Raw genomic sequence first — 15,775 nt, 5'->3', positions numbered from 1 at the left:
GAATCGCGATGGAAAGCAAACGTCTGGATAATGCCGCGCTGGCGGCGGGGATCAGCCCCAATTACATTAATGCCCACGGTAAACCGCAGTCTATTGGCGCCGAAACCAAACGGCGTTTGCTTGACGCCATGCATCGCACCACCGCTGCCACTCAGGTGGCGGTAACCCCGGTGCCGAATGTCATGGTCTATACCGCTGGCAAGAAAATGCCGCTGGCGGTTGAGGGAAACGGAGAGTTTAACTGGCTGCTGACCACCGAAGAGGGCGTGCAGCACAAAGGGCATGCCGTCGGTGGTAAATCTTTTAACCTTCCGGCGAAGCTGCCGGAGGGGTATCACACGTTGACCCTGACCCAGGGCGAGCTGCGTTCCCATTGTCGTATCATCGTGGCACCAAAGCGCTGCTATGAACCGCAGGCGTTGTTAGCCGGGCAGAAGCTGTGGGGCGCATGCGTTCAGCTCTACACCCTGCGATCGGAAAATAACTGGGGGATTGGCGACTTCGGCGATCTCCGCACCATGCTGGTGGATGTGGCGCAACGCGGCGGCGCGTTTATCGGGCTTAATCCGATTCACGCGCTGTATCCGGCGAATCCGGAGAGTGCCAGCCCGTACAGCCCGTCGTCACGTCGCTGGTTGAACGTTATTTATATTGATGTAAACGCCGTAGATGATTTCCGTCTGAGTAAAGAGGCGCAGGCGTGGTGGAAGAAACCCGCGACTCAGCAAGCTCTGCAACGCGCGCGCGATACCGAGTGGGTTGATTATTCTGCTGTTACCGCACTGAAGATGACGGCACTACGTATGGCGTGGAAAAGCTTCTCTGCGCGTGATGATGAGCAGATGGCGGTATTTCGCCAGTTTGTGGCTCAGGAAGGGGATAGCCTCTACTGGCAGGCGGCCTTTGATGCGCTGCATGCGCATCAGGTGAAAGAGGACGCATTGCGCTGGGGCTGGCCGGTGTGGCCAGAAGTTTTCCAGTCAGTGGACTCGCCAGAGGTAAAACGCTTCTGCGAAGAACATCGTGATGACGTAGATTTCTACCTGTGGTTGCAGTGGCTGGCGTATACCCAGTTTGCTGACTGCTGGAAAATCAGCCAGGGCTTTGCAATGCCAATAGGGCTGTATCGCGACCTGGCCGTTGGCGTGGCCGAAGGCGGGGCGGAAACCTGGTGTGACCGCGAGTTGTATTGCCTGAAAGCTTCAGTTGGCGCGCCGCCGGATATTCTCGGTCCGCTTGGGCAAAACTGGGGACTGCCGCCGATGGATCCGCACATCATCACGGCACGCGCCTACGAACCGTTTATCGAACTACTGCGCGCCAATATGCAGAACTGCGGCGCGTTGCGTATCGACCATGTCATGTCGATGCTGCGTCTGTGGTGGATCCCTTACGGTGAAACTGCCGATCACGGCGCCTACGTGCATTATCCGGTCGATGATTTGCTTTCAATTCTGGCGCTGGAAAGTAAACGTCACCACTGCATGGTGATTGGTGAAGATCTGGGTACCGTGCCGGTGGAGATCGTCAGCAAGCTGCGTGACAGCGGCGTCTACTCCTACAAAGTGCTTTATTTTGAGAATGACCATGAGAAAAACTTCCGTGCGCCGAAAGCGTACCCGGAACAATCAATGGCAGTCGCGGCGACGCATGACCTTCCTACGCTTAAAGGTTATTGGGATAGTGGCGATCTGACGCTAGGTAAAGCACTGGGCCTGTATCCGGATGAAGTCGTGCTGCGCGGGTTGTATCAGGACCGGGAACTGGCGAAACAGGGGCTGCTGGATGCGCTGCACAAATACGGCTGCCTGCCAAAACGTGCCGGTCACAAGGCGTCCCTGATGTCGATGACGCCGATTCTGAATCGCGGCATGCAACGCTACATCGCTGACAGCAACAGTGCGCTGCTGGGCCTGCAACCGGAAGACTGGCTGGATATGGCTGAGCCGGTCAACATTCCGGGGACCAGCGACCAGTACAAAAACTGGCGGCGAAAACTCACCGCCACGCTGGAGCAGATGTTTGCCGATGAGGGCGTGAATAAGCTGATTAAGGATTTGGATAAGCGGCGAAAAGCGGCCGCGAAGAAGAAGTAAGAAAGCCGGGGATTTCCCCGGCTTTTTTATGGTGATGGCTCGTAGCACGTAGGCCTGATAAGCGTAGCGCCATCAGGCTCAGTTTTATCAGACCACCATACCCAGCAGCAGACACCCTACCAGACCGCAGACGGAGATAATGGTTTCCAACATTGACCATGACTTGATGGTTTCACCGATGGTCAGGTTGAAGTACTCCTTGAACAGCCAGAACCCAGGATCGTTCACGTGGGAGAAGATGACGGAACCGGAACCAACCGCAATAACCATCAGCTCAGGGCTTACGCCGGTCGTTGCAATCAGCGGTGCCACAATCCCACCTGCAGTAATCGCTGCAACGGTTGCGGAACCCAGTGCGATACGTAGTACTGCAGCGATAGACCATGCCATTAGCAGTGGAGACACGTTAGAGCCGTGCATCATTGAAGCGATGTATTTGTCCACGCCGCTATCAACCAGAACCTGTTTGAAGGCACCGCCACCACCGATGATCAACAGCATCATCGCGATGATTTTGATTGAGGACACCAGCGTGTCGTTAATCTGATCCATCGAACGTCCGCGGTTCAGACCAAAAGTGAACATCGCAATCAGCACCGCAATCAGCGTTGCCATGACCGGGTCACCGAGGAATTCTGCAACCGTCAGGAAAGCATGACCTTTCGGCAGAATCATCTCCGCCACGGCGCGCATTGCCATCAGGATAACCGGGACCAGAGAGGTCCAGACGCTGACGCCAAAGCCTGGCATCTCTTCTTCAGTGAAGGTTTTTGCGCTGTACAGACCTTCCGGGATTGGCTTATCGATGCCTTTCAGGAAACGCGCGTATACCGGACCGGCGAGAATAACGGTCGGGATTGCCAGAATCGTACCAAACAGCAGAGTTTTACCCATGTCTGCGTGGAAAATGGTGGCAATAGCGGTTGGACCCGGGTGCGGCGGCAGGAAGCCGTGAGTAACGGACAGCGCAGCCGCCATCGGCACACCAACGTACAGCAGCGGGATGTTAGCAGCGGCAGCAATGGTGAATACCAGCGGCAGCATCAGCACGAAGCCGACTTCGTAGAACAGGGCAAAACCGACGGTGAATCCGGTTAATACCACTGCCCACTGAATGTGTTTTTTGCCGAATTTAGCAATCAGCGTGGTTGCGATGCGCTGTGCGCCGCCGCAGTCCGCCAGCATTTTGCCCAGCATGGCGCCAAAACCCATAATCAGGGCGAGGCTGCCAAGGGTTCCGCCGACGCCGGCTTTAATCGAACCGATGACTTTATCCAGTGGCATCCCTTGCATCAATCCGACAGCAAGCGCCACCAGGACGAGAGCGATGAAGCCGTTCATTTTGAAACGGATCATCAGGAGGAGTAACAAGATTACACCGATAGCAACGATGACTAATGGCATGATTTACCTGGCCTTTACTTTGTTATGGGTAACGTCAGTGTTTAGATGACAAATTCCGATTGTCCCGACCGGGAACAGAGTATTCTCAGCACCAATGCTGGTTGCCTTCAAAACTAATCAGTTTAACTGGCTATTATGTGTGTGTTAGGTGCTGACACGAATGATACGGGTAACATGCTACGCTTGAAAATCACCTGGACAGGCAAAATTTAAAATATGAGAAGCTGGTCAAATTATGCGGGGGATTGTTGCAGGATAAATGCGAAGAAATGTTGGGGTGTAAGCCGGAGACCGCGATTACGCTACCACCCGGCATTAATGCCCGATAGCGACGCGGGTGCGTCTTATCGGGCCTACGGATACTCTACAGGTTCGGGCGTTAGTAGTAAGAGTGCTCGCCGCGCTGGTGTTCGGTTAAATCGCGAACGCCTTTCAGTTCAGGGAATTCAGCCAGCAGCTGCTTCTCGATACCTTCTTTCAGCGTTACATCTACCATTGAACAGCCGTTACAGCCGCCGCCAAACTGCAGAATGGCGTAGCCTTCATCGGTGATTTCCATCAGAGAGACACGACCACCGTGGCCAGCCAGCTGTGGGTTGATCTGCGATTGCAGCATGTACTCCACGCGTTCCATCAGCGGCGCATCATCGGCAACTTTACGCATTTTGGCGTTTGGTGCTTTCAGGGTCAGTTGGGAGCCTAACTGGTCGGTAACGAAATCGATTTCTGCATCTTCCAGATACGGTGCGCTCAGTTCATCAACATATGCGGTCAGCAGGTCAAATTTAATGGCGGTGTCGGTTGCTTCCACGGCGTCCGGCGGACAATAAGAAACGCCGCATTCAGCGTTAGGCGTGCCGGGATTAATCACAAATACGCGGATTTGTGTCCCTTCTTCCTGATTTGCCAGCAGTTTGGCAAAGTGCGCTTGTGCAGCATCGGAAATATGGATCATAGTAATGGCCTAATAGTTGACTATTTTACTTGGTTATAATACGCCCATCATCGAGGCTCTACAAGGTTCGACACAGGCACCATACCTGGACAGTCGCCGCGCCGTTGCGTAAAAGCAGCTGCGCGATTTCCGCGACGGTACTTCCGGTAGTGACGACATCATCCACAATAACCATATGGAGTCCCTGCACCGGCAATTCAAGGCGAAAGGCATTTTTCAGGTTACGTTTACGTAATCGGGCGCTGAGATGGTGCTGTGTGGCGGTTGCCCGAACCCGCGAGATGGTCCGGCTGTCCCAGTCGCAACCCAGCCAGCGTGCCAGCGGACGGCACAGTAAATCGCTCTGATTAAACCCTCTGCGCCAGTGTCGACGTTGCCAGAGCGGGACGCTGACCAGCCTGTCCGGTAGAGGAAGGCCGCTGGTGCGCCGGGTCTGTAGTACCTCCAGCAACAACAAACGTGAAAGAGCTGAGGCTGTTTCGCTGCGTCGTGAAAACTTGAGCTGGTGGATAAGCCCGCTCAACGGCGGAACATAGTCGCTGACGGTAACCAGTCGCTGCCACGGCGGCGGTTTTTGCAGGCAGCGCCCACAGGGAATGACGGTATGAGTGGCAGGGAGTCCACATTGAGGGCACAGGCTGGCGTGTTGACGCGTTGCCCGCGTACAGACTGAGCAGATCCCCCAATGCCCTAACGTCAGGGGCATTCGGCATAGCCAGCACAATCCCGGTACTGTTAGCATAGATGCATCCTTTCAGGCTAAAAGAGAACAATAACTGATGAATGACATCTGGTGGCAGACCCAGGGTTCGGGAAATTGCCATCTTGTGCTGCTGCACGGATGGGGACTGAATGCGCAAGTGTGGCATTGCATAAGCGAGGAACTGAGCTCGCATTTTACGCTGCATCTTGTCGACTTACCGGGATTTGGTCGTAGCCAGGGTTTCGGTGCAATGTCACTGGAAGAGATGGCTGAGCGGGTATTGAAACAGGCACCGGAGAAAGCTATCTGGCTCGGCTGGAGTCTGGGCGGGCTGGTCGCGAGTCAGGTGGCGTTAACGCATCCTGAGCGTGTTCAGGCGCTGGTGACCGTCGCGTCTTCTCCTTGCTTTAGCGCGCGGGATGAGTGGCCGGGAATCAAGCCAGAGGTGCTGGCAGGTTTCCAGCAGCAGCTGAGCGAAGATTTCCAGCGTACGGTGGAGCGTTTTCTGGCATTGCAAACGATGGGCACAGAAACTGCGCGTCAGGATGCGCGAGCGCTGAAGAAAACGGTACTGGCTTTACCCATGCCGGACGTCGAGGTGCTCAATGGTGGACTGGAGATCCTGAAAACGGTCGATCTGCGAGAACCGCTGTGCGCGGTGGAAATGCCTTTCCTGCGGTTGTACGGCTATCTTGACGGGCTGGTGCCGCGCAAAGTCGTCCCAATGCTGGATGCACTGTGGCCGCAGAGCGAGTCTTTGGTGTTTGCCAAAGCGGCGCATGCGCCGTTTATCTCGCATCCCGACGAATTCTGTGCAGCGCTTGTGGCGTTAAAACAGAAACTATAAATTTGATGTGTTGCCCGGTGGTGCCATGCTCGCCGGGCCTGAGATTAATGGCTGCGCGTAGCCAGATCCTCAGCGGTCAGGCCAGTAATTCTGAAGATGGTTAGTGGGTCTATACCATCAGCCTGCATAGTTGATGCAATACGTAATGCTTCCTCTCGTTTGCCTTGTTGCAGACCCGTTTGTAACCCCTCCTGTAGCCCTTCTTGCAACCCTTCTTGCAACCCTTTCCTATGGCCTTCCTGAAGACCATTTAGATGCCCTTCCTGTCGTAATCTTTCGGCGATAGTCATCAACTTGTCCTTATGTTGGGGTAAACGTTCGGCGACTTCATGAAGAAACTCGCCAAAATGTGTGGTGTTACCAGCCTGCATTAAATAATTAAACAAGGCTTTCAACTGGTTGTCATTAGCGTGTCCTTTAACAAGCAGGATGGCCAGTTTTTCTACCAGCCCCATCAAATCGCGTTTACGAATATGCTTTTGGATGAGCTCCAACAGCGCCATCCGGCGATGCTGCATAATCTCGTCATCGGGCACAACAGTGATATCGATCAGTGGAAACGCGGTGCTATAAAGTTGTCTGGCGGACTCTGGGTCATCAAACTCGTCCAGCCAACAAAGTGAATAGGGGTATGGGCTTGCTGAGCCATGATAAAAAAGCATGGGTATCACCAGCGGGAGTTTCTTGTGGCCTGCAGCCAAATGACGATGCATTACCGCAATGGCGTAACGCATCAGGCGAAATGCCATATGGCTATCAGCGGTGCTCTGATGCTCAATGATGGTGTAAATATAGCCATCGCCTTCGCGAGTTTTTAACGACCACAGCACATCAGAGTAGTACGCGCGCAAATCGTCCTCAATAAAGCTGCCCGATTCCAGTTGCAGCGTTTTAAGATCGCAAAGTTTTTGCAAAGAGGCTGGAAGATGAAGCTGAAGAAAGTCGCGTGCGGTCGCCGGGTGGTTTAAGAACGTTTTGAAAATCGCGTCATGCGGCGTAGCAGTCGTGTCAGTATTCATGGCGATCCGTCACCTGAGAAAAAAGATGACGAGACTCTACTTCCCAGGTTACCAGTAATCATCCACGGATTAATAATGATGCGTGGCTGGCTGGAAGATAGATCTTTTTTGCTGAAATAATGAAATCTGTGTGGAATCCATTACGCAAAAAAGCCGGATATCAGCGTAAACGCGCTATCCGGCCTGGACGTTTGCATCATTTGTAGGCCGGATAAGCGTAGCGCCATCCGGCAAAGAGCATCTGATTAGCGTAAAGCCCACCACTCGCGCAGGCAGGCTTTACCTTCCGGGCAACTTTTGCAGCTTCCGGAAATACACCCGTCGGCATCTTCCTGAATCCGCACCGCTTTGCCCATCTTTTCTAACTGATTCAGCATGGCGTCAATCATGGGCTGCGGGGTATGCAGCGTGTGGCTAATTTGTGTCGCCTCCATGCGCCCCCGCAAAGCCAGTAAATCACGAACCTGAATAAGCGATGCCATTGTCGATAACCTTAGTGGCAATCGCCAGTCGTGCTGGAACAGCAGGAACTCGCCGTTCTGTTGGTTGCCAGCAGTGCGAGGTCCACGCGGCTGCGAGCTCGACGCAGCAGGCCCAGCAACACGATGTTAAACAGGATGACCGCTAAAATGCACACCAGGCTGTAGGTCGGGTGCTCTTTGTAGCTGACCGTCTGATAAAACAGCGTCGACAGAGAGTAGGCGATATTCAGGCCCCACAGAATCGAGAAGCTCATCCAGCCACGGCTGGATTCACGTGCGATAGCGCCCATCACTGAAATGCACGGTACATACAGCAGAACAAAGATCAGGTAGCTGTACGCGGCGGCGGCGCTGCCAAATTTCTCGCCCATCACGCCCATTGCGCCGGTAGCCATTTCACCGTCGCCCTTGCTGGCTTCGATAGGGTTAGCCAGCACGCTCAGGCTGAAAGTGTCTTTCAGGCTTTGCCAGGTTTCATCTACCGCGCCGAGCAGCTCGTCACCGAGGTGGAAATCTGCCGGGTTGAACTCTTCTTCCTGAATGTTTTCTGCGGTATAGAGCGTGTTCAGCGTACCGACAACCACTTCTTTCGCCATCGCGCCGGTGAACAGACCTACGGTTGCCTGCCAGTTATCTTCGTGAACACCAATCGGTTTGAAGACAGGGGTAATGACGCGGCTAACTGAAGCCAGAGCAGAGTCGTTGATGTTGTCGACGATTTTTCCGCTCAGTGAGAAGCTGTTAAACGCGCTGAGGAAAATACTGACGATGATGATGACTTTACCTGCACGCAGAACGAAGCCTTTCAGACGTTGCCAGGTTTGAATGATCAGACTCTTAATGTGCGGTACGTGATATACCGGCAGTTCCATCACAAACGGCGTTGCTTCGCCACGCATGATGGTGTGTTTGAGCATCAGGCCGGTCAACACCGCCATGACGATACCCAGTACGTACAGCGAGAAGACCGCCAGCGCGCCGTTCTGACCAAAGAAAGCCGCGGCAAAGACGGCGAAAATCGCCAGACGTGCGCCGCAGGACATAAATGGCGCCATCATGATGGTCATCAGACGCTCACGCGGGGCATCCAGCGTACGTGCGCCCATCACCGACGGTACGTTACAACCAAAGCCGACGATCAGTGGGACAAACGATTTGCCCGGCAGTCCCAACGCCTGCATCAGACGGTCCATCACAAACGCAGCGCGCGCCATGTAGCCGGAGTCTTCAAGGAAGGAGAGGAACAGATACATCATGCCGATTTGCGGCACCAGCGGCAGCACGGTGTTAATCCCGCCGCCAAGACCTTGCGCCAGGAAGATGGTCAGCCAGTCCGGGAAGTGCAGCGTATAGCCAATCCACTGAATACCATGGATAAAGAGTGCCACGGAGCCAACATCAAACAACGGCTGCAGCGCGCCGCCAATGTTGATGGCAAGCAGGAACATCAGGTACATCACGAACAGGAAAATCGGCAGACCGAGGAAGCGGTTGAGGATAATTTTATCTACCGCGGTGGTGAAACGGCTCGGCTCTGCCGTCAGGGTATTACTGACGGTATCGCAGATAGCAGCAATGCACTGGTAACGTGCATCGGCAATATGCAGCGCCGGGTCGTCCATTGTCTCACTCAGGCGAGCAACAGCGGCATCAAGGTTTTGTGCTGCATCACCTGCGTAAGCACGGCTGTAGATATCGCCTTCGAGCATCTGCAGGCCTAGCCAGCGGCGCTGTTTAAGCGGCATATCTTTGGCCATTGCGTCGGCGAGGGAATCAGCTTCTTGCAGCAGCGGCTGGGCATAATGGACCAGCTCAACGGTGTCGTTTTCTTTGTAGCGATCGATCGCCAGCTTCAGTGCTTCAATGCCGCGGGCGCGGGTGGAAACCAGTGGAACCACCGGACAGCCAAGACGAGCGGAGAGGGCGTCGATATCGATACGGATTTGCTGTTTCTCAGCAATATCCAGCATGTTCAGTGCGACGATACAGGGAATACCCAGCTCAAGCAGTTGCAACGTCAGGTAGAGGTTGCGTTCAAGGTTTGAAGCATCGACCACGTTGATCAAGAGATCCGCGTCGCCGCTTAAAATATAGTGACAGGCAATCTGCTCATCGAGAGAGGTTTGGGATGAGATTGTCGTCAGAGAATAGGTGCCGGGTAAATCGACCAGCGTGACCTGGTGGTCCGTCGTGGCGAAATGGCCTTCTTTACGCTCAACGGTAACGCCAGCCCAGTTGCCTACACGCTGGCGCGCGCCGGTGAGCTGGTTGAATAAGGTTGTCTTGCCGGAATTAGGATTACCAATTAAACCAATGGTTAGTTTTTTCATTTTTATAGACTCACTGTATTAACAGGAAACCGCTTCCACTTCTAATAACGCCAGATCCTTCTTACGCAATACCAGACTTACGCGACGCGTTTCGATATGGATAGGATCGCCGAGCGGGGCGACGCGTACCACGTTGAAGGATGAGCCGGGTAGCATGCCAAGTGACAACAGTTTCTGACGATAAGCCGGGCTGATTTCACGGGCAAAACCGGTAATTTTCCACGCACTGTCAGGAGTGAATTGCATAGGGACCTACTTATATCTCGCTAACTGGATGATTACCTCATGGGGCGACAGGGCGGCATGAGACCAGATGATTAGCCAACGTAAGGAAAGAGTAAATAATCAACAAATCAATGATAATGAGAATGGTTTCTATCATCAATAGAATAAGTGTGACGGAATGTACAATTAGATAATAATTTGAGCCAATTTTGATATTCCTCAATATTTATTCTGGTTGGAAACGAGTGATTCGCGGAAGTAATTATTGGGGATCTTAATGTTTAATTAAGGTTTCATCTGTTAATGAAGTGATAAATATATTGTGGTGCAACGCGGGGCATAGATTAAATATGCCGGATGACGACGCTCATGCGCCTTATCCGGCCTACAAATTAATTGTGATAACCTGGCCGGACAGGGCGTTTACACCACCATCCGGCACACGGTTTAAACTTAGCGTTTTTTACCCATTGCCGCAGCCAGCGCATCCATCATCGCGCTGTTGCCCGCAGGCTGTGCGTCACGGCCACGCGGTTTCGCGGCTTTTGGCGTCGGGCGATTACCCTGAGCGCGATCGTTATTCCCGCCGCCGCGACGCGCATTAGTTTCACCCGGCTGCTCGTCCAGACGCATGGTCAGCGCGATACGCTTACGCTGCAGGTCCACTTCCAGCACTTTCACCTTCACAATGTCGCCTGCTTTCACCACGGTGTGCGGATCTTCGACGAACTTATTCGACAGCGAAGAGATATGCACCAGACCATCCTGATGAACGCCGATATCAACAAACGCGCCGAAGTTGGTGACGTTGGTGACTGCCCCTTCCAGAATCATTCCCGGCAGCAGATCGTTCATGGTTTCTACACCATCGGCAAACTGCGCGGTTTTAAATTCAGGACGCGGATCGCGGCCCGGTTTTTCCAGCTCTTTGATGATGTCGGTGACGGTCGGCACCCCGAAGCGTTCGTCGGTAAAATCAGCGGCTTTCAGATTACGCAGTTCGCTGCTGTTACCCATCAGGTCACGCAACGATTGCTCGGTGGCGGCCAGAATGCGTTCCACAACCGGATAAGCTTCCGGGTGAACGGTTGAGGCATCCAGCGGGTTATCGCCGTGGTTGATACGCAGGAATCCCGCGCACTGTTCAAAGGCTTTAGGCCCAAGACGGCTGACTTTTAACAGTTGCTGACGGTTCTGGAATTGACCGTTCTCATCGCGCCAGGCAACGATATTCTGCGCCATCATGCGCGTCAGACCAGCAACACGGGTCAGCAGCGGTACGGAGGCGGTATTCAGATCGACGCCGACGGCGTTCACGCAGTCTTCCACCACCGCATCCAGCTTACGCGCCAACTGAGTCTGGCTTACGTCGTGCTGATACTGGCCCACGCCGATAGATTTCGGATCGATTTTCACCAGCTCAGCCAGCGGATCCTGCAGACGACGGGCGATAGACACCGCGCCACGCAAAGATACGTCGAGGTCCGGGAACTCCAGCGCCGCCAGTTCGGATGCGGAGTAAACCGACGCGCCGGCTTCACTGACGATCACTTTCTGCGCGGTCACTTGCGGGAACTGCTTTTGCACGTCGAGGAAGAAACGCTCGGTTTCGCGCGACGCCGTACCGTTACCAATCGCCACCAGTTCAACGTTGTGTTTTTCACAAAGCGCCGCAACGGCAACGGCGGCTTTGGCGGCCTGACCGGTATGCGGATAAATGGTGTCGGTCGCGACCAGCTTGCCGGTACCGTCAACCACTGCCACTTTTACACCGGTACGCAGACCTGGATCGAGGCCCATGGTGGCGCGCAGCCCGGCCGGAGCGGCCATCAGCAGGTCATGCAGGTTACGGGCAAAGACGTTAATCGCTTCATCTTCCGCACGTTCGCGCACGGTACCCATCAGCTCCGTTTCGAGGTGCATCAGCACTTTGATGCGCCAGGTCCAGCTAACCACGCCTTTACGCCAGCTGTCTGCTGGGGCGTTGTTCAGGCGTAGTCCCAGGTGATCCCGGATAATCTGCTCGCCGTGGCTCTCTTTTGGTGGCTCATCGAATTGCGGATCGGCATTTAGTGAAAGTTGCAACACGCCTTCGTTACGGCCACGGAACATGGCCAGCGCACGGTGGGATGGCACGGTAGAAATCGGTTCGTGGTGATCGAAGTAGTCGCGGAACTTAGCGCCTTCCTCTTCTTTACCGCTTACCACGGTGGCAACCAGATGGGCGTTTTTCCACAGATAATCACGTACTTTCGCCAGCAGAGCAGCGTCTTCAGCGAAGCGCTCCATTAGAATGTAGCGCGCGCCGTCGAGGGCGGCTTTGGTATCCGCCACGCCGTTTTCGGCGTTGAGATATTTTGCGGCTTCCGTTTCCGGGTCGTGAGACGGTTCGTTCCACAGCAGGTCTGCCAACGGCTCCAGTCCGGCCTCAATGGCGATCTGCCCACGGGTGCGGCGCTTTGGTTTATACGGCAGATAGAGATCTTCGAGTTCGGTCTTACTTAACGTACCGTTGATCGCTTTCGCCAGATCGTCGGTCAGTTTGCCTTGCTCGCCGATAGATTTCAGGATTGCCTGACGGCGGTCTTCCAGTTCACGCAGATATCCCAGACGGGTTTCCAGATTACGCAGTTGCGTATCGTCCAGACCGCCGGTGATTTCCTTACGATATCGTGCGATAAACGGCACGGTGTTCCCTTCGTCAAGCAGGCGAACGGCAGCTTCTACCTGTTCAGCACGAGCCTGAATTTCACCTGCGATAATGCGGCAGAAAGAATCATTCATCATGGATAGCTTCGTCTATAGGATAAAAAATCAGGGGATAGTTATACGGATTGACTGGCAAAAATGCCAGCCATCTGCCGGGGCTTCGGATTGTTCCGGTCTCACTTCACGTATTCAATCTCATTCACGTACCAGCTGGCTTCGCCACCTGGGGTGTTTACTACTGCGAGATCGCCGACCTCTTTTTTCAATAGCGCCCGCGCCATTGGTGAGTCGATTGAGATGTAATCCTTACGACCGAAGATCTCATCGTAGCCAACAATACGGAATTTGCGGATGTCGCCATCGTCATTTTCAATCTCAACCCATGCGCCAAAGAAGACTTTGCCTTCCTGCTGTGGGGAGTAATCGACGATTTTTAGATTCTCCATGCACTTGGTCAAATAACGGACGCGGCGGTCGATCTCACGCAGGCGCTTTTTATTATACTGGTAGTCGGCATTTTCGCTGCGGTCACCCAGACTTGCGGCCCAGGTAACTTTTTTGGTGACTTCCGGGCGCTCTTCACGCCAGAGATAATTCAGCTCTTGTTTAAGTTTTTCATACCCTTTACGGGTTATCAGGGGCGTTTTCATCTTATTGTTTTACCTTCGACTCTGTGATGATGCGCACAATTAGTATTACGTGAGCATATCAACAGAATAAATAATGTATTGCGAGAAACATTGTATACTTAAGCTGCTGTTTAATATGCTTTGTAACAATTTAGCCTGGAATTCATACCAGAATTCGCTGGTGACTCACGTTAGCTTTCTTAAGAATATACACTTAATTGTTGCGAACCTTTGGGAGTAATAACAATGCAAGAGAACTATAAGATTCTGGTGGTCGATGACGACATGCGCTTGCGTGCGCTTCTGGAGCGTTATCTGACCGAGCAGGGCTTCCAGGTTCGAAGCGTCGCAAACGCTGAGCAGATGGATCGTCTGCTGACCCGTGAGTCCTTTCACCTGATGGTGCTGGATTTAATGCTGCCGGGAGAAGATGGCCTGTCTATTTGCCGTCGCCTGCGCAGCCAGAGCAACCCGATGCCGATCATTATGGTCACAGCGAAGGGTGAAGAAGTTGACCGTATCGTAGGGCTGGAAATCGGCGCCGACGATTACATCCCGAAACCGTTTAACCCGCGTGAGCTGCTGGCACGTATTCGCGCAGTCCTGCGTCGTCAGGCGAATGAACTGCCGGGCGCACCTTCTCAGGAAGAAGCGGTTATCGCTTTTGGTAAGTTCAAGCTGAACCTCGGTACGCGTGAAATGTTCCGCGAAGATGAGCCGATGCCGCTCACCAGCGGGGAGTTTGCGGTACTGAAAGCGCTGGTAAGCCACCCGCGCGAGCCGCTGTCCCGCGACAAGCTGATGAACCTCGCCCGTGGTCGTGAATATTCTGCGATGGAACGTTCTATCGACGTCCAGATCTCCCGTCTGCGCCGCATGGTGGAAGAAGATCCGGCTCATCCACGCTACATTCAGACCGTATGGGGTTTGGGCTACGTCTTTGTTCCGGACGGTTCTAAAGCATGAGGCGAATGCGCTTCTCACCACGAAGTTCGTTTGCCCGCACGTTATTGCTCATCGTCACCTTGCTGTTTGCCAGCCTGGTGACGACATACCTGGTAGTGCTGAACTTCGCGATTCTGCCGAGCCTCCAGCAGTTTAATAAGGTCCTGGCGTACGAAGTTCGTATGCTGATGACCGATAAACTGCAGCTGGAGGACGGTACGCAACTGGTGGTGCCGCCCGCATTCCGCCGGGAAATTTATCGTGAGCTGGGTATTTCTCTCTATTCCAACGAGGCTGCTGAAGAGGCCGGACTGCGTTGGGCGCAACACTATGAATTCTTAAGCCATCAGATGGCGCAGCAACTGGGTGGCCCAACGGAAGTCCGCGTTGAGGTAAACAAAAGCTCGCCGGTCGTGTGGCTGAAAACCTGGCTGTCGCCCAATATCTGGGTACGCGTGCCGCTTACAGAAATTCATCAGGGTGACTTCTCGCCGCTGTTCCGCTATACGCTAGCGATTATGCTGCTGGCTATCGGTGGGGCGTGGCTGTTTATCCGTATCCAGAACCGGCCATTGGTGGATCTTGAACATGCGGCGCTGCAGGTGGGGAAAGGTATCATTCCGCCGCCGTTGCGTGAGTATGGCGCTTCAGAGGTGCGCTCCGTAACCCGAGCCTTTAACCATATGGCCGCGGGCGTGAAGCAGCTGGCCGATGACCGTACGCTGTTAATGGCGGGCGTGAGCCACGATTTACGTACCCCGCTGACGCGTATTCGTCTGGCGACGGAAATGATGGGCGAAGAGGACGGTTATCTTGCGGAGTCCATCAATAAGGACATCGAAGAGTGTAACGCCATCATCGAGCAGTTCATCGATTACCTGCGTACCGGTCAGGAGATGCCAATGGAGATGGCAGATCTGAACTCGGTGCTGGGTGAAGTGGTGGCGGCAGAAAGCGGCTACGAACGTGAAATCGAAACTGCGCTGCTGCCGGGCAGCATTCAGGTGAAGATGCACCCGCTGTCGATCAAGCGTGCGGTTGCCAATATGGTGGTTAACGCCGCCCGCTACGGCAACGGCTGGATTAAGGTCAGTAGCGGAATGGAGCAGCATCGCGCCTGGTTCCAGGTAGAAGATGATGGTCCGGGCATCAAGCCGGAGCAGCGTAAGCACCTGTTCCAGCCGTTTGTCCGCGGCGACAGCGCGCGCAGTACCAGCGGCACGGGCCTGGGTCTGGCGATTGTGCAGCGTATTATTGATAACCATAACGGTATGCTGGAGATTGGTACCAGTGAACGTGGTGGGTTGTCGATTCGTGCATGGCTTCCGGTTCCCTTTACTCGCGCGCCGGGCAACACGAAAGACGCATAACAAAGAGAGGCGAAATGCCTTAATGCTCGTCAGTTAAGCATGTATGGTGAACATGTGATTC

13 protein-coding genes are annotated in these 15,775 nt (G+C 54.0%); 4 read left to right on the top strand and 9 right to left on the bottom strand.

The window, feature by feature from the left end; all coding sequences use genetic code 11:
* The first annotated feature begins 8 nt into the window (after window positions 1-8).
* A complete protein-coding gene (gene malQ / locus OGX96_RS05730) occupies window positions 9-2,096 on the top strand; it encodes a 4-alpha-glucanotransferase (RefSeq protein WP_198802885.1) in 2,088 nt (695 codons plus the stop codon).
* An 87-nt stretch (window positions 2,097-2,183) separates the two neighbouring features.
* On the opposite strand, the gene gntT is transcribed toward malQ, so the two are convergent.
* The 3 genes from gntT to gntX form a co-directional block, all read right to left on the bottom strand.
* Complete coding sequence (gene gntT, locus OGX96_RS05725; protein WP_003023507.1) at window positions 2,184-3,500, bottom strand: gluconate transporter; 1,317 nt, start codon at window positions 3,498-3,500, stop codon at window positions 2,184-2,186.
* Between the two features lie 379 nt (window positions 3,501-3,879).
* A complete protein-coding gene (gene nfuA / locus OGX96_RS05720) occupies window positions 3,880-4,455 on the bottom strand; it encodes a Fe-S biogenesis protein NfuA (RefSeq protein WP_003023509.1) in 576 nt (191 codons plus the stop codon).
* 58 nt (window positions 4,456-4,513) lie between these two features.
* Window positions 4,514-5,197, bottom strand: coding sequence for a DNA utilization protein GntX (gene gntX, locus OGX96_RS05715; RefSeq protein ID WP_198802889.1), 684 nt, complete (start codon window positions 5,195-5,197; stop codon window positions 4,514-4,516).
* A 37-nt stretch (window positions 5,198-5,234) separates the two neighbouring features.
* On the opposite strand from gntX, the gene bioH reads away from it, so the two are divergent.
* Window positions 5,235-6,005, top strand: a complete 771-nt coding sequence (gene bioH, locus OGX96_RS05710) for a pimeloyl-ACP methyl ester esterase BioH (RefSeq protein WP_198802891.1) — start codon at window positions 5,235-5,237, stop codon at window positions 6,003-6,005.
* Between the two features lie 44 nt (window positions 6,006-6,049).
* Here bioH and OGX96_RS05705 read toward each other — a convergent pair whose 3' ends face one another.
* The 6 genes from OGX96_RS05705 to greB all read right to left on the bottom strand — a co-directional run bounded on the left by OGX96_RS05705 (window position 6,050) and on the right by greB (window position 13,420).
* Window positions 6,050-7,024: an Rpn family recombination-promoting nuclease/putative transposase gene (locus OGX96_RS05705; protein WP_198802893.1), complete on the bottom strand. Its 975-nt coding sequence runs from the start codon at window positions 7,022-7,024 to the stop codon at window positions 6,050-6,052.
* 245 nt (window positions 7,025-7,269) lie between these two features.
* Window positions 7,270-7,506 carry a [Fe-S]-dependent transcriptional repressor FeoC gene (feoC, locus tag OGX96_RS05700; RefSeq protein ID WP_198802895.1) on the bottom strand — a complete coding sequence of 79 codons (237 nt, stop codon included), beginning with the start codon at window positions 7,504-7,506 and terminating at the stop codon, window positions 7,270-7,272.
* An 11-nt stretch (window positions 7,507-7,517) separates the two neighbouring features.
* Window positions 7,518-9,836: a Fe(2+) transporter permease subunit FeoB gene (feoB, locus tag OGX96_RS05695; RefSeq protein WP_003827652.1), complete on the bottom strand. Its 2,319-nt coding sequence runs from the start codon at window positions 9,834-9,836 to the stop codon at window positions 7,518-7,520.
* Window positions 9,837-9,854: 18 nt separating this feature from the next.
* Window positions 9,855-10,082, bottom strand: coding sequence for a ferrous iron transporter A (gene feoA / locus OGX96_RS05690; protein WP_003023519.1), 228 nt, complete (start codon window positions 10,080-10,082; stop codon window positions 9,855-9,857).
* A 432-nt stretch (window positions 10,083-10,514) separates the two neighbouring features.
* Window positions 10,515-12,848, bottom strand: coding sequence for a Tex family protein (locus OGX96_RS05685; RefSeq protein WP_057067157.1), 2,334 nt, complete (start codon window positions 12,846-12,848; stop codon window positions 10,515-10,517).
* A gap of 98 nt (window positions 12,849-12,946) precedes the next feature.
* Window positions 12,947-13,420 carry a transcription elongation factor GreB gene (gene greB / locus OGX96_RS05680; protein ID WP_198802897.1) on the bottom strand — a complete coding sequence of 158 codons (474 nt, stop codon included), beginning with the start codon at window positions 13,418-13,420 and terminating at the stop codon, window positions 12,947-12,949.
* A gap of 225 nt (window positions 13,421-13,645) precedes the next feature.
* Between greB and ompR the strand changes: the two genes are divergently transcribed.
* Both ompR and envZ read left to right on the top strand, forming a co-directional pair.
* Window positions 13,646-14,365: an osmolarity response regulator transcription factor OmpR gene (ompR, locus tag OGX96_RS05675; protein WP_001157751.1), complete on the top strand. Its 720-nt coding sequence runs from the start codon at window positions 13,646-13,648 to the stop codon at window positions 14,363-14,365.
* Window positions 14,362-15,714: a two-component system sensor histidine kinase EnvZ gene (gene envZ / locus OGX96_RS05670; protein ID WP_003827658.1), complete on the top strand. Its 1,353-nt coding sequence runs from the start codon at window positions 14,362-14,364 to the stop codon at window positions 15,712-15,714. The genes ompR and envZ overlap by 4 nt, the downstream gene beginning before the upstream one ends.
* Window positions 15,715-15,775 lie beyond the last annotated feature (61 nt).

Origin of the sequence: Citrobacter sp. Cpo100 (assembly GCF_030332595.1) — a bacterium.
Lineage (GTDB): Bacteria > Pseudomonadota > Gammaproteobacteria > Enterobacterales > Enterobacteriaceae > Citrobacter > Citrobacter portucalensis.
Note: the sequence above shows the minus strand (reverse complement) of the source record. Positions and strands in the feature narration are given on the sequence as shown.